The following is a 23,543-nucleotide window of genomic DNA, read 5'->3' as shown; positions in this document are numbered from 1 at the left end:
CGTTACTGTTTCTCGAATTCTTTGTTGACGAGCACATGAAGACTTTCAAGCTCCTTCTTGATGTCGGAATTCGGGCTCTGCATTATTTTCACGTCGGAATCGCCAAACAGCTTGCCAGTCTCGAAATACTTCTTCGTAAACGCATATCCGATCCCGTTGTTTACAGCGCCATCCAGGAACACCTTAAAATGCGCAGGCTTTTGAGCGGCAAATTCATCAATAAGAGCGCTGTTGGCAAAATCTTCCTTCAACATCGGAAGTCCGGTTGTTCTTAACAGCTCCTGGGCTTTCTGATTGTAGACAGCAAATTCGACAAACTTCCAGGCCGCTTCCTTGTTCTTGCTGTCCTTCGTCACGCTCATCATATCCGGTCCCGCATACGTCTTGGACTTGCCGTCTTTGGTCGGCATCGGCGCGACATCCCATTCGAAATTTTGTATTTCCCGGTATACCGGGAAATTCCACGCACCGCCGATGGACATAACCACTTTGCCGGCGACGAACGGATCGACCTTGCTGTCGACATCCTTCGGGTTCGGAGCGACCTTCTCTTTCCAGATCAAATCGTGAACCCACGTCTTGAACGCCAGCATTTCCGGCGTGTTGTAGTTGCTGTGCAGCTTGTCGGCGGTCGTCGGTTCAGTGCCGAAAGCGCCCATCAATCCGGCTTGCATCGAGCCGCCCGGGGCCAGTAATCCGAACCTGTTGGTGTTCGTCAATTTCTTAGCGGCTTCCGTAAACTGCTCGATCGTCCAGCCGTTCTCCGGATACTCGACGCCGGCATCCTTGAACGCCGTCAAGTTGACGAACAACGCTCCGCCCGTGAAACGCCACGGCAACGCATATTGCTGCGGGCTGTCCTTCGGCCACTGCCCTTCGGCGGTAATCGATTCGGGCAGCTTATCCTGATTGCCGCCAACCTTGATATAGTCGTCCAGCGGCGCCAACTGATCTTTCTCTACGTATCCGTATACAATCCCTACGTGCATGCCGATAACATCAGGAGCTGATTTGGAAGCAAGCTGTGTAGGAAGCTTCTGCCAATAGGCGCCGAAATCTAACGGTTCGAATTTAACGGTTATATTCGGGTTTTCGGCTTCGAATCTCTTGATGACTTCTTTCCAGATATCAATATCTCCCGGGCCATACCAAGTGGAGAAGCGGATGGTCGTTTTCTCGCCGGATGCTGCCGGTTCTTCTTGCTTCACATCCGGCTTGTCTGTGCTCTTCTCTCCCTCATCTGCGGACTTGCCGGAGGAACAGGCCGATAATGCCAGAGAAAGCATGAGCATTAAGACCATTGCTACGTGAAACCATTTTTTTGGATTCATTTGTATCGCTCCTCTTTCAAATGATTAGAAATGCAACTTGAACTCAGTGCCAGTAAATAGATCGACCGTTACAATCTCCTGCTCGGGGGATGTAAGTCCCTCCACCGGTTACGCTGTGTGCTTTCCTGCCTTCCGCATGAGACACGGCATATTGGTCGTTCAGTCAATCCCCTACCTGGCTGCGGTGTTCGGCCAATATCTTAGCCTTCGTGTCCCAATGGTCGCTAATTCGGGAATGATCCCGACTCTGCAGCGCTGTCCGTAATAGACGACCGGAATTGCCAGTACTCTAAATTGACGTTAGCCCTTTTCGCAAGTTTGGTTTGATTATATCAGCCTTGTTTGCCTATGACATCCGATAAAAGGAAACGCTTTCCTGAAAAACGAACACAAAAAAGCAGCGCTTACGCCGCCTATTATTCATGCTCGGTAATCGGCACCGACAAACGCACATTCGTGCCTGTCCCCGCAGCCGACTCGACCGAGAACTTGAAGTCTCCGGCATAGAAATAATCAAGCCGCTTGCGGATCATGCTGAGGCCGGAAAGCTGATTCGCGAAATCGCTCTGTACGTCATTCAGCCCCCTCATACCGGTTTTCAAAGCGCTGTCTCTTCAGATTCGACTTCGCGATCGATACCCTTGTCTTGAGCTAATGGCTACGGACTTGAACCCTAGAAATAGCGCCCTTGCCGGGCGAACTAAGAAGAGCTGTTACACTCCATGGAATGCAACAGCTGTATTCAATGTATGCATTAAGCTATCTGGAAGCAATGAATTGCGGTCTTGGTTTACTTGCGGAGAACGGATCCTGAAGTCGATTATATACGCTATTATAAACAAAGAAAGCATTGCTGCGAGGGATGGGGGAAATATTGCTGTTCGATCCGTGCATTAAGTTACAATCAAACAAAAGAACCGATCCCGCCTTCCCGACTGGCATTTCGATACCTCCTTCGTTCACGAGTTGCGTCAAACTCTCTTGGTCCGGCACTCCGTACTCTTGACGGCGCAAGGAGTCTTTGTAGTGATCGACAGGGGTCTGTCCGACGCAGCTGACGAACAGCCGATGGGATCCTGGAATAACCATTAATGCGCCATTGAATGGCGTATTGTCTTCGAGAGCAATAGAACAGCTTAGTGCCCGCATTCTAGGCATACCGTCTTCGGCATGCCATGTCTCGAAGTCGGAGTGCCAATAAAATTCTTTTCCTGTAAATCCGGGTTTGAAATTAACCCTCGACTGATGTACGTATACATCGCTGCCTAGAATTTGAGTAATAACCGCCAGGAGTCTTGGATGGGCCGCTAGGTCGTGGAAGAATCGATTGCTCTCATGAACGGCGAATACGGATCTTACTTCATCTCCGTCCGGCTCAAGAATAACTTCGGGATTCTTAGCAGATCTGCTGGCCGATAAAAGAAGTCGGGTTTCGGATTTAAATCGTTCCACTTCATCTTCTTCAAAGAAACGCTCCAAGAACAAGTAACCGTTCTCCTCATAAAACGCAAGGTGCGATAATTCGATTTCCTTCTGATTTAATTTATGGTTATATACGACAGGGTCTATACGTTCCAAGAATGTCGGATTTTCTAGCATCCTAGTAGGATAATGATCAATCATTTTCGACAATTATTCACACTCTCCTTATTTGAAGATTTATGACGTGGCCTCGTAAGCCCCTTCTTCATCATGAATTTCCCGTCCGCTGCAAGCCGGATTAAATATGCATACCATTCTCATATCAGTCGTTCCTCTTAGCCAATGTTTCTCATGGCCGTTCAACACGTACAGCATGCCTGCGCGAATCGGGAACTTCTCACGGGTCTCCGCCAGCTCGATCTCTCCTTCTCCCTCAATGCAATAGACAGCCTCTACATGATGCTTATACCATATCATGGTTTCAGTCCCTGCATGAATTCGAGTATCATGAAGAGAGAAGCCTACGCCATCGTCCTTTAGCAGTAACCTCCTACTATTCCAAGTTGGTGCGACGACATCATATTCGGTACCTATACGTTCTTCTAGATATCTTACAATCATGCTGCAGCCTCCTTGTCTGATTATGGATGACTTACGAGTAAGTTAACATCGACGGCTATATCGAATATACAGTCCTTAAGTATTTGCAATCCCGAAACCAAACCCGTTCTATCGATCGTTAGTGGAGGCATAATCTTAATGACCTCGCTGTCCGTCCCGGAAGTTTCCAGGATTAGCCCCCGCTCGAATGCAAGTGCCGATATCTTTTCGGCGATGCCTGCTTCGAAAGCAATGCCTTGCATCAACCCTTTTCCCTTGACTTCTCCTTTGAGTTCAGGCACGCTGGCCACGATTTCTACAAGCGCATTGCAAACGAGCTCGGCTTTTTCTTCGATTTCATGAGAGAAAGCCTGGCTCTCCCAATAGTCCAGCGCTGCTGCAGCGGTTATGAAAGCTAAATTATTGCCCCTGAAAGTACCGTTATGCTCACCCGGTTCCCAAAGATCAAGCTCAGGCTTCATTAGTGTAAGGGCCATAGGAAGCCCATAACCGCCTATTGACTTGGACATGCATACAAGATCAGGAACGATCCCGCAATGCTCGAAGCTAAAGAATGTTCCGGTTCTGCCGCAGCCCATCTGTACGTCGTCAACAATGAGCAGCATACCGTATGTCTGACAAAGATTCGCCAAGCCGATTAACCATTCGTCAGAGGCAGCATTAATCCCCCCTTCACCTTGGAGCGTCTCCACGATAACCGCAGCCGGAAGCGATATTCCGCTTCCGCTGTCTTTCAAGAAACTTTCAATGTAATCAATTGAATTCACGTCTCGCCCCATATATCCGTCATAAGGCATTGATAACGTATGGTTCAGAGGAACTCCCGCGCCGCTTCGCTTGAATTTATTCCCGGTGACTGCTAGAGCTCCTAAAGTCATGCCATGAAATGCATTCGTGAAGCTCATTATCGTTTGTCTGCCTGTCACTTTACGGGCCAGCTTCAAAGCGCTTTCTACGGAGTTCGTCCCCGTTGGGCCAGGAAACATGATTTTATAATTCAATCCTCGCGGCTTCAGAATGACATCGTTAAATCTTGTAAGAAACCGTTCTTTAGCTTCCGTGGCCATGTCCAAACTATGCGATATGCCGTCCTCAACAAGGTATTTAATCAGCTTCTTTTTCATTTCCGGCGGATTATGGCCGTAATTCAACGCACCCGCGCCGGCAAAAAAATCGATATAAGATCTTCCCTCTGCATCCCACAACTGATGACCCGATGCACGTTTAAACTTCGCGGGGAACGAACGGCAGTAGCTTCTTACATTCGACTCGAGATTCCCGAACACTTGCAAACGATCGCTTACCTGGATCAAATCATTCATTTTTCTCAATTCCTCCCATCTATAATAACTTACTTAATAGGACCAATCCGGTATAAGTCTTCTCGCTCGTGCTCCCCATCCGGAAAACATGTCTCGTCAAATCCGGGAGAAGTAACGATAGAAGCGCCTCTTGAGGAAGCCCAGCTTGCAAACAAACGCCGTGAGGCATGATTGGAAGGTGCAATAGTCGCCTCAAGGTATCTTATTTCCGGATGGTCTGTCACCTCATCGAGAAGTTTCCGGGCAATCCCTCTTCCTTGATAACGTTTGTCAACCGCAATCTGCCAGACGAACAGGGTATCGGGATTAGATGGCTGTCGAAATCCAGTCAACAAGCCGATGAGGCGTTTCAATATTCGATCCTCCGCAAGCCTGCAGGTTTCCGAGAACCACTGGCTCATCGTCAAATAGTAATACGGCGAGTTCAGATCCAGCGTACCGCAATCCCGTACCATCCTCCAAATCTCCGCGCCATCGCCGATATTTGGAAGCCGACATTGAACTGCCTCTATATTCTTGTCAGCAGGTATCATTCTGTACCTGCCGCGATCCGATGATCGGCTTCATGATCGGATTGCCCCTTTAAAAATCGGGCTAAGAAAGATTGCAATCGGGGGCTTTCCGGATTTTCGAATATTTCCTTCGGCTTTCCTTGTTCGACAATGACCCCTCCGTCCGTGAATAGGACACGATCGGCTACTTCGCGGGCAAAATCCATTTCATGCGTGATGAGAATCATAGCCATGTCTCCTTCGGAGGCAATCCCCTTGATCACATCCAACACCTCTCCAACCAATTCTGGATCAAGCGCTGAAGTTACCTCGTCAAACAACATGATTTGCGGCTGCATCACAAGTGCTCTTGCGATCGCGACTCGTTGTTTCTGCCCGCCAGACAATTGTGAAGGATAGTGGTTTGTATGCTCCTTCAAACCTACCCTCTCCAATATGTCCATTGCTCGCTGTTTAGCTTCGGCCTTGGGCATCTTAAGAACATGGACCAGCGCTTCTGTAACGTTACGAAGGATAGTCATATGAGGAAATAGATTAAAATGCTGAAAGACCATTCCTATTTTACTGCGTACCTGATGCAAATGTTGTTCATTTGCGGCTACCAGTTTACCTCTACTCTGCATGTGCCACAACATTTCGCCATCGACCTCGATAGTACCTGAAGTCGGTGCTTCCAAGGTCATTAGAAGACGTGCAATCGTCGTCTTGCCGGAACCGCTAGGTCCGATTAAGGCAATCTTCTCACCCGGAAGAATATCCAAATCCAGTTCTTTAAGAACCGTATGATCACCGAAAGATTTCGTTACTTTCCTGTAACTCACAATCGGTTTGTCCGACTTTATTTTCCGAATATTCTGACTCATCTAGCTAAACCTCTCCTTTCTCTTCGTTTCATACGTCGTTCCAGCGCACGGACAAGAAGGGCGGAAGGATAACTGAGCAGGAAGAAGATCACACCAACCAAAGTAAACGCTTCGACATATTTGAATGACGCAGAGCCCACAACTTTCGCCGTCATAAGCAATTCCACAACCGTGATCGCTGACAAGGTAGGCGTTTCTTTGAACATGACGATCAAATAATTGCCCATAACGGGAATTGTCGGAGGAATGGATTGCGGAAGCACGATACGGGTCCATGTACGAGTCTTGCTGAAATTCAGTGCGATGCTTGCCTCCCATTGACCCTTAGGAATAGCATCAATGCCGGATCGATATACTTCGGACAGGTAGGTACTGTAATGGATGCCCATACCCAATATGCCGGCCAGAAAGGGTGATAAGATGATGCCTAAGCTTTGCGGCAGGACAAAAACCAATACGAACAATTGAATGAGCAGCGGTGTGCTTCGAATGAATTCCGTAACTGCAATAACCGGAAAAGAAATCCATTTGCTGCTAGATCTTTTGGCCAGCGCGATTGGTAAGCCAAGCAGACAAGCGATGATAAAACCTGCAAATGTAGCAGCCAACGTCGTTGGGATCACTTCCAGCAGTTTGGGTAAGATTGATTTTGCATATTGCCAATCCCACATCGGCTATCCCCTCCCTGCGGTTGCTTTGCGTTCAGCGAGCCGAATGATTAAAGTTAGCGCATATGCCACTATAAAATATAGAATCAGCAGCCACGCGAATATGGCAGGGGTCCGGGAAATATCATACGAGCGCAGCGTTATTCCTTGATAGGTCACATCCATCAATGTGATGAGATAGACAAGTGAAGTTCCTTTTAACAATTCGATCTGTAAATTTCCGAATCCAGGCAGCATCATTGCCCAAGCTTGCGGCAGGACAATCCTTCTCATCCGTTGATAGGGTGTCATGTTTAAGGCGATCGAAGCTTCGATTTGTCCTTTGGGAACTGCGAGTATCGAACTTCTTACCACTTCCGAACCGTAGGCTCCATAGTTCAACCCAAGGGCAAGGACAGCTGCGGTCATCGCTGACAACCGTATATCCAGAAGCATCGGCAGCGCAAAGTAGATCCAGAACAACTGTACAAGCAGCGACGTTCCACGAAAGATTTCAACATATGCCGTGATGATGCCTCGTAATATCGGAGAGCGCGATAATCGGCCAATCCCCGCTAGGAAGGCACAGCAGAGAGCAACGATAATACTATAGAAAGTTAAGAGTAACGTGGTCTTTAATCCTGTAAGCAAGGGCGGCAGCAAATCCAGTGATAGCCATTCCATTACTTTAGCAGTTCCTCTGTCGTAACGTCACCCGGAAGTTCTTGCTCTGTAAATCCGAATGTCTTTAGAATTTCTAGCAGTTCGCCGGATTCCTTTAGTTTCTCAAGTTCCGCGTTGAATGCTTCTCTGAATTCATCGTCGCCTATGCGAAATACGGCCGCCCCATAGCCTCTAACGCTTTCACCATCGACGATCGGTTGTTCGAAATCCATGACACGCTCGAGATTATCATCCTTTGCGGACTCTAGCATGGACTGCAGTGATGGACCTGTCATCGTGATTGCGTCGGCGCGTCCGGACTGTAAGGCGGAGATGGCAGAAGGCTGATCCGGAACCGACAGGATTTGCGATTCGGATACGCCGACGCTCTTCAAGTAATCCGCTTCGATCGCACCGACCATGACGGCAATTTTAGCTTTAGGATTTGCTTTGATGTCCTCATAACTATGTAATTTCAATGGATTTCCTTTCTTCACCGCTATAGCTTCGCCTATGCTATACTCCGGATTGGCGAAAGCCACCTGTTTCGCACGTTCTTGAGTAATAAACATACCTGCCGTGATCATGTCGTAACGCTCGGCTTTGAGCCCCGGGATAAGAGAACCGAATTCAGTAAGTACGCCATCCATTTGCTCGATGCCTAGATTAGTTAAGATCTTGCGTGAGATCTCAACAGCTTCTCCGGTAAGTTTGCCCTCTGGTGTAGCATAGGCATAAGGTCGTTCATTGGCGAACCCCACGGTAATATACCCTTCTCGCTGCGCTTTGGCTAATGTTGTCTCCTTAGCAGCGGGTTCGTTCGTGTTAGTTCCTTCGTTGGCTTTGTCCTCATCTGAACTGCATCCCATCAAGAAACCGATCAACATTAAGCAAAGAACAGCATGAATCCATTTCCTCAATTTTCCTCACTCCTTTCGGATTCGTTATTGAACACGTTAATGATCATAACATGAGTAACCAATAAGGCTCACCCTTGATATAAGCCCTTCACGTCAGCTCAGGTCCGCTCAGCAAGGATATGGGGATCTGACCAGTCTCATCCAGCTTTTTCCTCCCCTATTCTCCCGAATACTACCCAGTTCGACTTGAAGATATATCGCTTCCTATTAAGTAAATATGAGATAATTAAAGATAACTGCATCTAAATTCATGTAATTAATAATATATGACAAAATATCGATCTAAATCGCTATATTTCGATAAACATAAAAAAGCGACCCCATTTAGGCTCGCTTATTATAACTTGTTTGTATTGGCTAGCAGAACGATATGAATGGCATCCTTTGCAATCGATTGGATCGTCCCGTAAAGAAGTCGCGTCACGATTCAAACTAATGGTTGCTATTTAATCTCTTCACTTTTCTTGATGCCGCAGGCATATCCGCTAGTGTGTTAACGGAAACTACCGCATTTGTTTTTTTCACAGGCTTTCTCCAATATTGCTCATTCCCCGGAAGGTCATCGAACCATGTCGCCTGTTCGGGGCAATCCAATATCATGAATCGGCCATAGTGGCCGTCTCTTGATTGGTGATATTTCAGATAAGCCTTACCTTCCTCGATAGCAAGAATTTCAATTTTTCCGGAGGTATGGCTCATGGACAAGCGAACCCTCTTGCCTAAACCAGACGTTAGCGCTTTAGCTTGCTCGACGATATCGTAAACTTCCCGCAAAGGCAGAACAAAAGCGTTGTTGCCCGCGACTGGCCTATTGATAAAGAAATAGTACGGGGTTACCCCAGCCTCGGACAGCTTATCGAGCAGCTCCCCCAGGATTTTCGGATCATCATTTATACCGCGAAGTATTGGTGTCTGGTTTACTAGAATCACCCCCGCTTTCTGCAGGGCCGTGAATCCTTGAATGGCTTCCGGAGTGATCTCGCGCGGATGATTAATATGTGCCATGACATAAATTCTTTTCTCAGGTGTTGAATATTCCTTAAACGTCTCCAATAACGCCTCGTCCTCGTAGATCCGCATCGGATTAAATACGGGCATTTTCGAACCTAGGCGAATGATTTTCACGTGTTCAATGGCTCTTAAGCGTTCAAGGATAATCTTCAGCTTCGCGGTTCCAAGGATCAGGCTGTCGCCACCGGTCAGTAGAACGTTACTGATTTCCGGATGCTGTGCAATATACTGTAAGCCTGGTTCTATATCCGACACGGCTTCTTTAACGTCATTACGGAAAAGCCGCTTTCGAAAACAATATCGGCAATAAGCACCGCATACCTCAGATACAATAAGAAGTGCCGTCGAATTATACTTGTGTTGGCATCCTGGAACGACATAATTCGTATCTTCGTCCGATGCATCCCATCGCCCATACTCCCCAAGTTCATCCTCATTTGGAATGACTAGCTTACGGACCGGATCGTTCGGATCATCCCAATCAATTAAATTCAAGTAATAATCATTCACTCGAAAAACGAACTTGTCCGTAATAAGCTTCAATTTCTCCCGTTCTTTCTCCGGAATATTCGTCAATTTGCCGATGTCCGTCATGTATTTCGGTTGTGGCATAAGAACCTCCTCCTTCAAAATGTATTATGACAACAAAAAAAGACCCATTAACACGGGTCAAGAAACAAGCAGAGTTTATCGCTCTACAGAGAATAATGACCCATCTAAGGCTGACGAGGTTAGCTGACGGACTCGGGATAGATGGTTCCCTACGATCCTCATGGATCGATTCGCCCCTGATAATGGGTCCCCCGCTTTCCGGAATATCGGAAATTAAGCAGTTCGATATGAAATTGTACTAGCAAGAACTTCAAATGGACTAATTAAACTATAACAGATCCCTCTCCTTCTGACAACCTATTGATAATATTGAAGTTGTTTGTAAATTAATAGTAAACATTAATAATGCTAACCATGCACTAGTTGAGCGAAAGAAAAGGGAATAAAAAATAGACAAGGGACTCCTCCCCTGCCGCTCCATTGATTTTGATTATATTCGAGGCTTATTTATGAATTGCCCTGTCACTTCAAAAATTTTCTCATCTCCAACAACAACCAGAATATCGTCTTCTCTTAACACAACATGCGGTCCCGGCGAGATGGAGACATGCGTTCCCCTACGCAGCGCGATAATGGTAGCACCCGTATTTTGCCAAAATTGCAGATTGCCGATCGTTTGCCCTACCACATGTGAATGCGGTGATATTTTTAGATCGATGGGATTATACGGTTTAAGATTTTGCAACCGGTCAGAAGCATCAATAATCTCCGTAAGGAGTGATTCAAATTTCTGATCTATGGCTAGTTTTTCCTGAAGCAAGAGCTGCAAATTTTGTTTAAGGGAATACACGGATTTCAAATAATCGTGTTTCGTTATATATTCATAAGCGTTGTGACTAGACAAGACGGTGATTTCTTTCCCTTGAGAGACGGATACGATATTCTCTTCCCTCAATAATCCAATGGCTTTACGAATGGTTTCGGGAGATACATGGTACTGCCCTGCCAGGAGTGAACGTCCTGAAATCTTACTGGATACAAGAAATTCTCCGCTTACGATTCTTTGTGCGATATCAAGAGCTATCGATTTATAGCCTGCCTTTTCTGTTTCCGGCATCGATTCGTCTTTCCCCTTATCGTGTGATTTACTATTTTTCGAGCCAAGACTAACTCCACTCCACGCTAACTAATAGTTGATGTTTCAATAACGCCAAAACAAAATCCACATAGTAATCTTGACGTACGATAATTCTGTAGTGATGACTGTCGTAAGGATAGAATAAGACATCGGTGTATACTTTATTCTCTTCAAAGCCCTTCTGAATCTGCTTCATCCCTGCCATGTATTTATCCTCAATAAATTTGATATCAAATTCAAAATCCGATTCGTTCTTTGTTTCCTCAATTTGTATAACCTTCTTATTGTATGTATAAATCAATGACATTTACGTTTCGCTCCTCTCAGCAATAAACTCATTTGTAGAAGTATCGTTACACGGCATTAAGCTGCCTCATGATCAGACTACCATGTTCCAAGTCTTCAATCAATCTGTCTAAGTCGCTTCGTCATTGGGAGCAGTAATTAATTCAGCTTGTTGATTTTGAACAGGAAAGAAATTGGACATCCGTCACGTTCAACGGATGTCCACGAATGGCCTTTTCAGTGAAATATAAAGAGAGCCTGATCGCGGCTAGGCTCTCTTTATTCCCACATAACGAGTTTTCGATTCAGCTGTATTTCATTAATGCCATTAATCGTTATCCGATCATGTGTACATATTACAGCCCTAACTTATGACCTTTCTCCAGACGCAGAATTTGCTGCTCGCCAACATCTGCCAACTCCCGGAACTGCGTGATCGTTTCACGCATTCTCGGCAATGCTTCCTGTTTATAAGTACTGATCGAATCCAGTGCCGACAATACGTCCGTAAAGGCTTCTTTGAGCGTCTCTACTGAAATGCTCGTTTCAAGCGATTGCTTGTGGATCTCAGCCCCTTGATTCTTCAACATTCTGGATGTGCCGGCGATCAGTTCATTCGTGGTTTGGTTTAAGAGCTCGATCTTTCTCAGAACGATCTTCTGATTATAGAGAGCACTTGCAACCGTTACGGAAATCTTCAACGCCGATATCGTAACATTCTTGGCCCGGTCTACCCCTCGAATCAATTCTTTATTATTCCTGATGACCACTTCGATTGCCATGATTCCCTGCTGGTTGACAACTAACATTTGCTGCAAGTCCATTACCCTCTGCCGTAGAGGAAACAATACTTCTTCGGTGATGAATCGGATCTTGTCAGTGTCTTCGTTACGCAGTTTCGCCGTTTCGATCTGCGATTCGATTGACTCATCCATTAGTACACCGAGCTGAATTTCCTTCTGAAGCTTTTTCGTCAAATCCCGGAGCGACTGCTGTTCAATCTCCAGCGTCGTGTTGTCGTTCTTGAGGGTGATCTTCCCCTTATCTAGAGAAACAACGATATCCGCAATAACTGCATCAGCCTTTTCATATTTGAGAAAGTAAGCGCGGAGCGGATTGAATAACTTGCCAAGGAAACCTCTCTTAGCAAAGTCGACTACGCTTGGATCCAAATCCTTGAGCTGCTTATGCAGCTCCGCGAGACCCTTGGCTACCTGCCCCCCATCATCACCCGTTTTGGAGAGATTCCCCACCGAAACCTGCAGCAGAGCGTTTTTATCCGAAGATGATTTCATTGTATGAATCCCATAAGCATCGATAGACTGCAGTATTTCTTTACGCTTCTCAAGCGACTCGATATCCAGTTCCATGATCGCTGCTACATTGCTCTCCGCGGCTTCTTTAAGCTTCACCACCTCTTCGGGAACGGGTTTAACCTGCTCTTCGATCGCAACCTTGATCTCTTCCTGGCTGGGCACTTCCATTGTGAATGACATGGTATTCCTCCCCGGTTTCAATTACATCTGAACGTTAAACAAGTTCCCGATTTTGTAGACAACATCATCCGTATCTGCATTGATACTGGCGGCCTCATTGATACTCGAAATACTTTGAAGCGCTTGAATATTGGCATTGTATCCGATCGTGTAGATCGGAACCTTGTAGTTCTCGATTAATCCTTTAATATCTTTAAGCGAATAACCCTCATTCGTCTCGCCATCACTTAGGACAAAGATGATCGGTCTGCTATCGGGATGAAGGGCTGCCTCATCTCGAAGCATTTTCAACGCCACTAAGATTCCATCGAAAGTAGCCGTACCTCCGCTGGCTTGAAGGTTGTTCACCGCCCCCACAAACATGGACTGCTGATTCGTATCGTATTTCCCGATAGGAAGATTAATCGTTACATCATCGGAATAGGAAACGAGACCGATACTGTTCTCCTTCCCCAGAAACTTCTGGCCTTTCAATAACGACTCTTTCAAGCGGTTCAGGGGTTCACCCGCCATACTTCCGGAAACATCGGTTACGAACACGGCCGCTATCGGTTTATTTCCGTTCTTCTTTTCTTTCCACAGCTTCTGCGCGGCAGACAGTAGACTGCCATCGATAGCTTCTAGCTCCGCCTTATAGTCGTCAAGATTATTGAAGCCGTTCTTCTTTGCCAGCGTCTGATATTCGCCTTGCTCGACAAACTCGGCAAACTTCTTTATGATCTCTAACTTCTCAGCGGGCACATCGCCTAACGCGTACAGCGGACTGTCATGCCTTACACCAAAGGGAGTGAACACATAACCATTCTTTAAGTCGGCCGCATTGACGTAGGTTTGGTACTCCAGCACAAACCCGTCAAGCATACCGGACTTCGCCGCGTCTCGCATTTGTATGGTAGTCGATGCAATGAACGGCACATTGGCTTGAAACTTTTCAAACCCTTGAACGGCCTGGTCACCCAAAATATTCGCGCTATCGAACGTATTGAGGGCAGTTACAAGAAAGTTTAGCCCGGTGGAGCTGGCGAAAGGATCCGTGTATCCCATAGCGAACTCGTTATTGGCTAATGCTTCCGTAACGGTCTTGACATTCACCGCCCCGTAGGTGTCTACCAGGGCATCGTACTTCGCCTTGACTATAACAATGCCAGGGACGTTTCCAACAAGCCGCTTCGATATAAGCGCGGTCTTAACGCCGCTCGCCTTTACCATTTCACCCCATAATTCGTTCGAAGGCGTGAAGGCGTCAGGGACATATTTGCCGGATTTAATATAATCTGCAGCTGTGCCGGAAGCGATATTCCGAATTTTCACAGAAGCGGGCTTCCCGTTAATAACGATATTCGCCTTGTTAAATTCGTTTGCTACCTCTGTCAACCACCCGTCGACTCCCGTGCCCGATTTCTCGGTAGAAGAGAATACCTCTACATATTGATCCGTGGTGTTGTCAACGGTTATCGGGAATTTAGCGATATCCGGCAGCGACTCCGCCACGTCTGCTGGATTAAGGTCGATCTGACCCTTCACCGGTTCGGCAGTCGTAATCGAGATATCGGAGTAAAGCTCGCTTAACTGCTTATCGGCGTCTTCCGAAGCTACCTGCGATTTCGTTTTCCCCCAGTTAGAAGTCAGATTTATTCCGAAATATACGAGTGCGAACACGAATGCAACGAGAATAATGAATAGGAGGAAAACCTTGCTCTGCTTTGCCATTGTTTGCACCTCTCAATGTTTATAATATTTGGTTTGCTTTATTAACGAATCTATCTCCTGCATGCAAGGCATCTTCTCAATATCTCCCGGTTCAAAACTGTCTAAACGGGATATCTCCAACAGCAGCTTATCTATTTTTAATAGGATCTCCTCGTTCGTACCAAGCGAGCTTTTCATGAAAGACAGGAACTCGTTATACACGTTTATTTTTTCTTGAAGAAGCTTCCCCGAGAAGCGTGATGACTTATGATTCACTACATGATCGAACTCCGACTCATCAAAAACCTGAAGCCGATTCAGAATGCTCCTGACATTGAGGTGGAATAATTTCTCTACCTCCAGAGTGACGGAAGCGAATTTCTGGTAGCTTAACTCCGTCGTATCGAATCTTTGATGGAGCACATTGAACAAAGTCTCCTTCCTCTTGCTCATCCGATCCAGCTGTTCTAAGGCGAGCGTCATATCATCTGCCAGCGCTTTAATGCGTCTGTAGCGAGTCAGTGCCTCCACGAAGTCGTCGTGCGATTTGATTTGTCTGACAGGCAGAACAACGGGTGCCTTGAACAGTAAAGCATAACTCCCGTAAAGCAGCACCAGCGCACTGGCGAATAGCAGTGTTACTCCAAAAGCTGTTGTGAGTGCATTCCCGCCGATCGCCACGCCTATAAATCCCGGAGAAAACACTGCGATATTCACAACCGCTACGCCAATAATAATTCCAAGAAGTTTTATGTATTTTGAATCATTCAATACGTGTACCTCCTCTACCCCCGATAGGAAAAGCTAGTTTGTACGGATGTCTTGCGCAGCCGCTGCACGATAAGGTTTTAAATAAAATACTGATACGGAAATATTGCCCTATAGTTTCCATTATTTCATCTTTTTGTCTAATTTGATTGATTTCAACATGCAATGACATTTTAGTTTGAAAATCGTATCCGGTGTCTGATTTCGTTCCAATCATCGACAATCGATTGCGGATGGAACGCGTTCTGAAAGGCATGATATAACATTCTATTCATTGAAGAAAATAACGTTGACACGAATATACGCAGCGAACAATAATCGATCGGGTGGACATTCCTGAAAAAAGGAGCGTACCTTTAGCAGCAAAGGCTGCTTTTGGTGGCTCCTTTTTTCAATTTCCAATATTTTATCCATGAGCGGTAGAAGGTTCTTTGATAAGATAGAAAAGTTAGGGTCTCTACCGACCAGAAGGAGAATAGTAGTGAATTGGATTCGAACGACAGTATCGGCGATCGTTTCGCTGTGCTTGGCTGGCAGTATCCTGCAGCCAGTCTCGGCAGGCAGCGCATCGCCTTTCAACGATATATCGGGAAGCTTTGCGAAGAAAGAAATCATTCGTTTATACGAGAAAAATATTATAACAGGCACGACGGCTACAACCTTCTCACCGACCAAACCGATCTCCCGCGCGGAATTCGTAACCATACTTAATAGGCTGCTTGGTCTTCAGTATGTGAACAGTTCCCTCAGTTCGTTCACAGATGTATCGAAGAACGCGTGGTATTATGGCTGGATTCAAGCCGCGGTACAGCTTGGCTTGGCGGAAGGCATAAGCGCAAGCAAATTCGCTCCCGAGAAGCAGGTAACAAGGCAAGAGGCTGCAGTACTTATCATACGCGCAATGAAACAATCCGCTGCCGATAATACTCATGCAGCGGATTTTGTCGATACTAGCCTAATCGCCGCATGGGCTGAACCTTCAGTCGCTTCAGCGCAGAGGCTAGGTTTGGTGAAAGGCGACGATAACGGAAGGTTTCATCCGAAGGCTCCAATAACCCGGCAGGAAACGGCCGTCATGATTGATCGCGTCCTGCAGAACGATAAATGGGCTGCAGCGCTTAAATCCAAGGCGCGCCCCAAAGTACAACTGGGATGGCAGTACAACCAGACGACCGAACAGTATGAACGTACGATTTTACAATCCAATGTCAATACATTGTCCCCGCGGTGGTATTTCCTGGCGGAATCGGGCACTATAACAGATGGGACGGATCGTTCGCTTATCACTTGGGCGAAGAAGTACAACAAGAAGGTATGGGCGATGGTCGGCAATCGAAGCGATGCCCGCCTTACGCATCTTATGTTATCGGACTCTTCGTTAAGGACTGCTGCAATTAACAATCTAACGGGACTTGTCAAGAAATACAGTTTGGATGGGCTGGACATCGACTTCGAGAATGTCGCTCCAGAAGATCGCTCGGCGTTAACGGCTTTCATGAAAGAATTAAGCGTGAAGCTTCATGGAGTCGGTGCTGTCCTGGCGGTTAATGTTTCTCCGGATCTAGGAACGGATTGGACAGAGGCGTTCGATTATCGCGCGCTTGGGAAGTCTGCGGACTATATCATTCTGATGGGTTACGACGAACATTATAGCGGAAGCCCTCAAGCCGGATCCAACGCTTCGCTGCCTTTCGTGAAGAAAGGCCTTGACCGTCTGTTTGCCGCGGTACCTCATGGTAAGGTCATACTCGGATTGCCTTTATTTAATAAAGATTGGACCTTAAGCAGTCAAGGGGAAATCATCTCCACATCGTTCATGTCGCTGCTTGAGCAAAACGACCGGATTCATTCTATTTCCTCGCGCCTAGTATGGGATTCCTACCTCGGACAGTATACCGTTAATTACACGCAGAGCGGATTTCGGCACTCCATATGGGTGGAAGAAGGACGTTCGTTGAGCGCCAAGTATAAATTGGCAGTCGATGGTTCCGCTGCAGGCTTTGCATATTGGTATGCAGGCGGTGAAAGCCCCGACATTTGGACCAGCTTGAGCAATGCGGATAAGTTTTTCAGCTATGTCTTCTAGTTGCTCCTAGTCCAGTGTATATAAGGCTCTTATCGACAATATGGTTTCTTTATAAAAATGCGCTGTAACATAATAAAACCCGCCAATAAATGGCGGGTTTTATTATGTTGTTCAAGTATCGTGTCCGTTAGTCAAACAATCGCTTTCTCTTCCGTATTTGTCATATGTGCGACATTAATTCCCTTTTTCAAGCAGCCATCCCCATAATGCAAACATACGTTCCCTTTCGTTAAAACAGAAAGGGGGCATAGTAACAATCTTTACGGAAGAACCGTAAGATCCAAAATAAGCCGGCTTGGAAGCCGACTCACTTTTTCTCCTATTGATTCAAATCCATAATGTGCGTGACGCGATTTCGACAGTTTTCTTTGGAGGCATAAAGCGCTTGGTCGGCTTTCTTCAATACGGTTGCATCGGAATCCGCCTCGGTAAACGTCGCGATCCCTATACTCACCGTGATGCTGCCCGTTTGCCAAGTCGATTCGGCTACCGTTTGCCTCAATTTCTCGGCATTCGCCTTGGACTCCGCTATATCCTGATTCGGCCAAATAAGCACAAACTCTTCCCCGCCATATCGGGCAACAATATCCGTCTTCCGTGATTGGGATGTTAATCGTTCCGCCAACTTCTCCAGTACGTCATCGCCGGTCTGATGCCCCCACGTGTCGTTCACTTTTTTAAAGTGGTCGATATCGACAATACATACCGAGAAGGGCTCATGCGTATTGCCGTATTGGACAATCTGCTCCTCCAGCTTCTCTTGAAAGTACCTTCTGTTCTTTAATCCCGTAAGCTTGTCGGTATTGGACAGCTCGACTAAGATCTTGTTAATCTCCATCAGCTCGGCTTGCTTCCGTTCAATTTCCGCATGGATTTGTTGGAGCTTCGTCAGTGCTTGATCCTTCTCCCAGTACGCTTCTTCAATTTGCTTCTTAGCCGACCGGAGCTCTCGCTCATAATCGATCCGTTTGCCCATCTGCACCAATACGCAATCGATGATCTCGACGCCAGCATTCTCATACCGTCTCCCATTTAAGATGTAAGGAATCGGCTGTCCTTTGGAATCTTTTAAACTGATGAACAACTCTTCTACAAGTCCATTCAGATTAATAAACGGGTAAAAGTACGAATGAAAGATCAGTTTGTTGGCCGTCGACATGATCGATTCGATATGCTTCTGTACCAGATCCTCCAGCTGATATCCCATCTTATCCAGGAATGTATGGTTTGCATCGATAACAATTCCTTCATGTGTAATGGAAACATAACCGCACGGTGCATATTTTAAACGCTCATCCATTATCGTCTATCCTTTCAAGTCGGCCCCATCGGGTTCATGATCACGGAGATATTCATTGATTAAACGAACCGTTTCCTGCGGATGGCTAATATGCGGGTAATGGCCCTTGGCCTCCATTAACCGGAACGTACTGTTTGCCAAATGTTTATGTAAATATTGCCCGACTTCGATCGGTACGATGCTGTCCTCCGAACATTGCAGAATGAGCGCAGGAACCGAAGCGCTGGACAACGCTTTCCGATGATCGGATAAAAAAGTGACCTCGGCAAATTCCCGGGAAATCGCAGGATCCCCCGAAATAAAACTTTATTCCAGCTCTTTCGACAGCATCGGAAGCTCCGGATTACTCATCGCAATCGGAGCCATGAAGCTGGCCCATCCGGCGAAATTCATTTCCATCATGTCCAGCAGCTCGGTAATATCATTCTGATCGAAGCCTCCGCAGTACTCTTCGCCTTCATTTAAGTAACGCGGAGAAGGTCCGATCATGATCAATCGGTCGAAGTAATCAGGCCGCTCGATGGATGCGAGCATCCCGATCATCGAACTGACAGAGTGACCGATAAAGATGATATTGTCGAGCCTTAGCGATTCAATGATATCCAATATATCCTGCACATAGCCGCGGAATGTACGATACTTCTCGCTTGTATAAGCTGTAAGATCCGAATTTCCCGAACCAACATAATCGAAGAGAACGATTCGATACTTGTCCGCGAATGAAGGTACGATATATTGCCACATACTCTGGTCGCACCCAAACCCATGCGCAAAAACAACCGTCCGCTCCCCTTTCCCAATCACCTTCACATTATTCCTTGCAGCAACATTAATCACGATATAAAACTCCCTTTGCTCGTCTTGATTCGATTGCTATCTGGCAGTCGCGTACGGTCAAATCGTCAGTACAACAAGGTCCATTCAGGATGATAAAGCAAAAACGACTGCGCCTGAACGAAGTCGCTTATGAAGACATCGTTTCTTTCGCCAATAACCCCTCTGCATATAATTGAACGAATACATTCACGATCCGGGGATCAAAGTGAATACCGGACTGTTTCTTCACTTCGGCAATCGTTTCCTCCGGCGTCCAAGCTCTCTTGTAGGGTCGTTCATGCGTCAGCGCATCGTAGAAATCGGCGAGAGCCACAATTCTTGCTTCAATCGGTATTTCTTCTCTGTGCAGCCCATGAGGATAACCTGTCCCGTCCCACTTCTCATGATGGGATTGAGCAATAATACCGGCAAGCTTCAGAAGCGTAAACGAGCTTTCTTCCAATATTCTGGCTCCAATCAAGGTATGGGTCTTCATTCGCTCGAACTCCTCCGGCTTGAACCGTCCGGGCTTCAGCAGAATCTCGTCCGGGATGCCGATCTTGCCGATATCGTGCAGAGGAGCAGCCATTCGAATCATTTTGACATGCTCCTTGGACAGATCCAGACGCTCTGCTATTAATCCGGATAGTCTCCCGACCCTAAGCGTATGACTTCCCGTCATATCATCGCGATATTCCGCTGCGCGTCCGAGCAAGTGCAGCATTTCCACCTTTGCCTTCTGCAATTCCTCCGTCCGCTCGCGCACCCGGTCTTCCAATGTGTTCTTGTGCTGCTGAATTTGCTTATGCAGCTGCCTCGTCTTCAGCAAGTTATTGATGCGCAGCACGACTTCCATCCGATCATAAGGTTTCGTCAAGAAGTCATTGACTCCCGCCTGCAGCCCTTGTTTCTTCATTTCGGGCGTTACATCTGCCGTGAGCATGAGCACTGGCAAGTATTGGTCAGCCGCGGTGTGCTCACGGATCAACCGGAGCACCTGCAAGCCGTCCATCCCCGGCATATGCATATCGAGAAGTACAATATCAGGCTCGATTTCCGTAAATACCGCTAGAGTCCGGAGAGGATCCTGTATGCTGGAAATATGTTTGAAGCCCGCCCGCACGAGAATGCGCTCCAACAGGGAGATATTGAATTCTTGATCGTCGACGATCAATATTTTGGAAAGCATGATATCATCCTTCATTGATTTAGAACATTCCTCATCTTGTCAAGTAAGCGGTCCAGAACAACCGGCTTCGTGTCGAAATCGTCGCACCCGGCCTGGAACGCCTTTTCTTCATCGCTCTTCATGGCATGAGCGGTTAGTGCAATGACCGGTATATCTTTTGTTTCCGAAGAACCTTTCAATAATCGGGTCGCTTCCCATCCATCCAGAATAGGCAGGCTCAAATCCATCAAGATCAGATCGGGTCTCAACTCACCGGCAAGCTTAACTCCCTCGCTGCCGTCTACGGCGGTGACGATCCGGTACCCTTTACGCGCAAGCCGTCTGGACAACATATCGCGGTTCATTTCATTATCTTCGATTAGAAGAACGGTGATCACATACAATGCCTCCTATTAAATGACTCTCACAGTCTCCATAAATCTTCGAATTTCCGCCATGAACACACTATAATCGATAGAGCTTTTTTGCATGATGTTTTGCACATAACCGTTTAATATTTGCCGCTCTTCCGATGAAATCGTTTTGGCGGTCATGACTACAATGGGGATTGCGCTCCAATCCTGCTGTAAGCGCAATTCAGCAATGAATTGGAATCCGTCCATCTCCGGCATCATGAGGTCGAGCAAAATTAGCGAAGGGATCTCCTTGGACAGCAGCTCGAGCGCGAGCCGGCCGTTGCCTGCATGGGCAACCGAATACCCTTCCCGCTGCAATAGCCTCGTCATGAACTCGGTTGATGTCGCATCGTCCTCGATCACGAGAATCCGCTGCTCTTCACGTTTCACAATGTACTTCTCCATGACCTTGATGAGACGGTCCCGTTCAACAGGCTTGGTCAAGTATTCGGAGACTCCGAACGTATAGCCCAGCTGCCTGTCGGTCGTCATGGACCAGATCACAACCGGAATATCCGCCAGATCAGGATCATTCTTTAACGCTGTCAGCACACTCCATCCATCCATGTTAGGCATGAGAATATCCAGGCAGATGACCTTGGGACGCAGTATTTTTGCAAGTCTCAACCCTTCCGGACCATTATCCGCGTAGGCTAGTGTCCAGCCCGTTCTGGCCAGGTAACGTTCCATCAATTCCCGATTGAAAGCATCGTCGTCAATGAGAAGAATGCCGGTTTGTCCCGCTTCTTCCGCTGCCTGCTTGCATTCTTCCATCGGGGAAGGCGGCAGCACTTCGGGATCTTCAGACAAGACCGGCAGCCAGCAGGTAAAGATCGTTCCCTCTCCAAACTCGCTCTCCACCCGAATGTCTCCGCCCATTAAATGAATGAACCGTTGACTGATAGCAAGGCCGAGCCCTGTCCCCCCATATTTCCGCGTCGTAGAAGCATCCGCTTGCGTAAAGGGCTGGAAGATTTTTCTCAGCTGATCCGGCGTCATGCCGATTCCGGTATCCTGAACGCGGAAGCTGTATCCGGACGCGTTGAACCGGGTTTCCTTGTACACCTCAAAATGAATGGATCCGGCTTCCGTGAACTTGTTCGCATTGCTCAGCAAATTAATAAGGATTTGTCTCAGCTTCGTCACATCGACTGCAATAACATCTTCTTCCTTGCATCTCGTTTGAATGTGATTGCCCTTGCTTTCGACTAATGGCCGAATGGTTGTCATTACATCATGAATCAGTTCAGGTAAGCTGCAGTTTTCCGGATGAAGTTCCATCTTGCCGGCTTCAATCTTGGAGATGTCCAGAATATCGTTAATCAAGGCAAGCAGATGGTTGCCGGCTTTGCTGATTTTTGCCAGATCCTCGACAAAGACCGACTCTCCAAGATCCTCCGCTTCTTCCTGAAGCATCTCGCTGTAGCCGATGATGGCGTTAAGAGGCGTTCGAAGCTCATGACTCATGTTGGCCAGAAACTGGCTTTTGATCAGACTGGCACGAATCGCTTCGTCACGAGCTCTGGCAAGCTGTTCCGTACGTTCGGCGAGCGCGGCTTCCGCTTTGACCCGATCGGTAATATCCGAACGGATCGATATGAATTGTCTGGGTTTTCCGCTGCTCTCCAGGAAGGGAACGATCGTCGTATTCATCCAATACTCGCTGCCGTCCTTGGCCCGGTTCTTGACTTCGCCTTTCCATACGCGCCCTTGCTTGATCGTGGCCCACATGTCCCTGAAGAATGTCTTCGGATGGTACCCTGAGTTTATTACCCGATGCGTTCTTCCGATGAGCTCCGATCGATTGTACTTGGATATCTCGCAGAACTTCTCGTTCACATAGGTAATGACCCCTTTGTCGTCCGTAATGGCCACGATCGAGGATTCATCCAAAGCATTCTCAATATCGCGCAAATTTTCAACGGACTGCAACAATGCCGTTTCATTCTGCTTGCGCTTCGTTATATCGGTTCCGATCGCCATATGCTGATAGGTCAAGCCTTCCTCGTTCACGAAAGGCACGATGGTCAAATTCAACCAATACTCACTGCCATCCTTCGCCCGGTTCTTGATTTCACCTTTCCATACCTGCCCTCGGCCGAGCGTATCCCATATATGAGTAAAATATTCTTGAGGATGAAACCCGGAGTTGACGATCTGATGACTGCTTCCGATCAATTCGGTCTTGTCATATTTGGACGAATCACAAAAAAGATCGTTCACATAGGTAATAATCCCATTGTCATCCGTAATGGATATGATCGAGGATGCATCCAATGCCTGACAGGCATGTTGGTTGTCGATAAGGTCTGTTATCATCTTCTGCCCCTAACCAGCCGGTGTACGAATGCTGTTTAATGTTCGATTGCCTTCTCCTTTTTATCGACTTAACGGAAATAAAATGTAAGAGCAAACTGACGGATCTCGGTCTATTAAAACGTTTTTCGCTCTTCATCCTTGCAGTTGTTTGACTAACTTTGTAAATAATGAAGAGTTTCTGTCGGAAGAACTCGGAAA

21 protein-coding genes, 1 pseudogene and 1 riboswitch are annotated in these 23,543 nt (G+C 46.9%); of the genes and pseudogenes, 1 reads left to right on the top strand and 21 read right to left on the bottom strand.

Annotation, left to right across the window (positions count from 1 at the left end; genetic code table 11):
• Positions 1-2 precede the first annotated feature (2 nt).
• From L1F29_RS15990 to L1F29_RS15915, 16 genes are all read right to left on the bottom strand, one after another.
• Entirely contained in the window at positions 3-1,331 is a 1,329-nt protein-coding gene (locus L1F29_RS15990; protein WP_258389290.1) for an ABC transporter substrate-binding protein, read from the bottom strand.
• A 416-nt stretch (positions 1,332-1,747) separates the two neighbouring features.
• Positions 1,748-1,933, bottom strand: coding sequence for a hypothetical protein (locus tag L1F29_RS15985; protein WP_258389289.1), 186 nt, complete (start codon positions 1,931-1,933; stop codon positions 1,748-1,750).
• A 157-nt stretch (positions 1,934-2,090) separates the two neighbouring features.
• The gene (thpD, locus tag L1F29_RS15980; protein WP_258389701.1) at positions 2,091-2,954 is read right to left on the bottom strand and encodes an ectoine hydroxylase; all 864 of its coding nucleotides are present in this window, start codon (positions 2,952-2,954) and stop codon (positions 2,091-2,093) included.
• A gap of 36 nt (positions 2,955-2,990) precedes the next feature.
• Positions 2,991-3,374 (bottom strand): ectoine synthase, encoded by a 384-nt coding sequence (locus L1F29_RS15975; RefSeq protein ID WP_258389288.1) that lies wholly within the window; start codon positions 3,372-3,374, stop codon positions 2,991-2,993.
• 20 nt (positions 3,375-3,394) lie between these two features.
• On the bottom strand, positions 3,395-4,696 hold the full coding sequence (ectB, locus tag L1F29_RS15970; RefSeq protein WP_258389287.1) for a diaminobutyrate--2-oxoglutarate transaminase: 1,302 nt from the start codon (positions 4,694-4,696) through the stop codon (positions 3,395-3,397).
• A gap of 29 nt (positions 4,697-4,725) precedes the next feature.
• Entirely contained in the window at positions 4,726-5,151 is a 426-nt protein-coding gene (gene ectA, locus L1F29_RS15965) for a diaminobutyrate acetyltransferase (RefSeq protein ID WP_258389286.1), read from the bottom strand.
• Between the two features lie 74 nt (positions 5,152-5,225).
• On the bottom strand, positions 5,226-6,071 hold the full coding sequence (ehuA, locus tag L1F29_RS15960; protein WP_309252402.1) for an ectoine/hydroxyectoine ABC transporter ATP-binding protein EhuA: 846 nt from the start codon (positions 6,069-6,071) through the stop codon (positions 5,226-5,228).
• Positions 6,068-6,742: an ectoine/hydroxyectoine ABC transporter permease subunit EhuD gene (gene ehuD / locus L1F29_RS15955; protein ID WP_258389285.1), complete on the bottom strand. Its 675-nt coding sequence runs from the start codon at positions 6,740-6,742 to the stop codon at positions 6,068-6,070. Before ehuD ends, ehuA begins: the two co-directional genes overlap by 4 nt.
• A gap of 3 nt (positions 6,743-6,745) precedes the next feature.
• Positions 6,746-7,402, bottom strand: a complete 657-nt coding sequence (gene ehuC, locus L1F29_RS15950; RefSeq protein ID WP_258389284.1) for an ectoine/hydroxyectoine ABC transporter permease subunit EhuC — start codon at positions 7,400-7,402, stop codon at positions 6,746-6,748.
• Entirely contained in the window at positions 7,402-8,301 is a 900-nt protein-coding gene (gene ehuB / locus L1F29_RS15945; protein ID WP_258389283.1) for an ectoine/hydroxyectoine ABC transporter substrate-binding protein EhuB, read from the bottom strand. The genes ehuC and ehuB overlap by 1 nt, the downstream gene beginning before the upstream one ends.
• 432 nt (positions 8,302-8,733) lie before the next feature.
• The gene (locus L1F29_RS15940; protein WP_258389282.1) at positions 8,734-9,924 is read right to left on the bottom strand and encodes a KamA family radical SAM protein; all 1,191 of its coding nucleotides are present in this window, start codon (positions 9,922-9,924) and stop codon (positions 8,734-8,736) included.
• Between the two features lie 93 nt (positions 9,925-10,017).
• A riboswitch (cyclic di-AMP (ydaO/yuaA leader) is annotated at positions 10,018-10,154 on the bottom strand.
• 200 nt (positions 10,155-10,354) lie between these two features.
• Positions 10,355-10,981 (bottom strand): GntR family transcriptional regulator, encoded by a 627-nt coding sequence (locus L1F29_RS15935; RefSeq protein ID WP_258389281.1) that lies wholly within the window; start codon positions 10,979-10,981, stop codon positions 10,355-10,357.
• 49 nt (positions 10,982-11,030) lie between these two features.
• The gene (locus tag L1F29_RS15930; protein ID WP_258389280.1) at positions 11,031-11,309 is read right to left on the bottom strand and encodes a hypothetical protein; all 279 of its coding nucleotides are present in this window, start codon (positions 11,307-11,309) and stop codon (positions 11,031-11,033) included.
• 334 nt (positions 11,310-11,643) lie between these two features.
• Positions 11,644-12,783 carry a toxic anion resistance protein gene (locus L1F29_RS15925; RefSeq protein WP_258389279.1) on the bottom strand — a complete coding sequence of 380 codons (1,140 nt, stop codon included), beginning with the start codon at positions 12,781-12,783 and terminating at the stop codon, positions 11,644-11,646.
• A gap of 21 nt (positions 12,784-12,804) precedes the next feature.
• Complete coding sequence (locus tag L1F29_RS15920) at positions 12,805-14,493, bottom strand: vWA domain-containing protein (protein ID WP_258389278.1); 1,689 nt, start codon at positions 14,491-14,493, stop codon at positions 12,805-12,807.
• Between the two features lie 12 nt (positions 14,494-14,505).
• Positions 14,506-15,243, bottom strand: a complete 738-nt coding sequence (locus L1F29_RS15915) for a hypothetical protein (RefSeq protein ID WP_258389277.1) — start codon at positions 15,241-15,243, stop codon at positions 14,506-14,508.
• A 478-nt stretch (positions 15,244-15,721) separates the two neighbouring features.
• On the opposite strand from L1F29_RS15915, the gene L1F29_RS15910 reads away from it, so the two are divergent.
• Positions 15,722-17,326, top strand: a complete 1,605-nt coding sequence (locus L1F29_RS15910) for an S-layer homology domain-containing protein (protein WP_258389276.1) — start codon at positions 15,722-15,724, stop codon at positions 17,324-17,326.
• A gap of 319 nt (positions 17,327-17,645) precedes the next feature.
• On the opposite strand, the gene L1F29_RS15905 is transcribed toward L1F29_RS15910, so the two are convergent.
• The 5 genes and pseudogenes from L1F29_RS15905 to L1F29_RS15885 all read right to left on the bottom strand — a co-directional run bounded on the left by L1F29_RS15905 (position 17,646) and on the right by L1F29_RS15885 (position 23,345).
• Positions 17,646-18,626 (bottom strand): sensor domain-containing diguanylate cyclase, encoded by a 981-nt coding sequence (locus tag L1F29_RS15905; RefSeq protein WP_258389275.1) that lies wholly within the window; start codon positions 18,624-18,626, stop codon positions 17,646-17,648.
• Positions 18,627-18,632: 6 nt separating this feature from the next.
• Positions 18,633-19,466: pseudogene (locus tag L1F29_RS15900) on the bottom strand (alpha/beta fold hydrolase).
• A 124-nt stretch (positions 19,467-19,590) separates the two neighbouring features.
• Positions 19,591-20,646 (bottom strand): HD domain-containing phosphohydrolase, encoded by a 1,056-nt coding sequence (locus L1F29_RS15895; protein ID WP_258389274.1) that lies wholly within the window; start codon positions 20,644-20,646, stop codon positions 19,591-19,593.
• On the bottom strand, positions 20,643-21,008 hold the full coding sequence (locus tag L1F29_RS15890) for a response regulator (protein ID WP_258389273.1): 366 nt from the start codon (positions 21,006-21,008) through the stop codon (positions 20,643-20,645). Before L1F29_RS15890 ends, L1F29_RS15895 begins: the two co-directional genes overlap by 4 nt.
• Before the next feature lie 15 nt (positions 21,009-21,023).
• The gene (locus tag L1F29_RS15885; RefSeq protein ID WP_258389272.1) at positions 21,024-23,345 is read right to left on the bottom strand and encodes a PAS domain-containing hybrid sensor histidine kinase/response regulator; all 2,322 of its coding nucleotides are present in this window, start codon (positions 23,343-23,345) and stop codon (positions 21,024-21,026) included.
• Between the last annotated feature and the right edge of the window lie 198 nt (positions 23,346-23,543).

The organism is Paenibacillus spongiae, assembly GCF_024734895.1.
In the GTDB taxonomy this organism is placed as follows: domain Bacteria; phylum Bacillota; class Bacilli; order Paenibacillales; family Paenibacillaceae; genus Paenibacillus_Z; species Paenibacillus_Z spongiae.
Note: the sequence above shows the minus strand (reverse complement) of the source record. Positions and strands in the feature narration are given on the sequence as shown.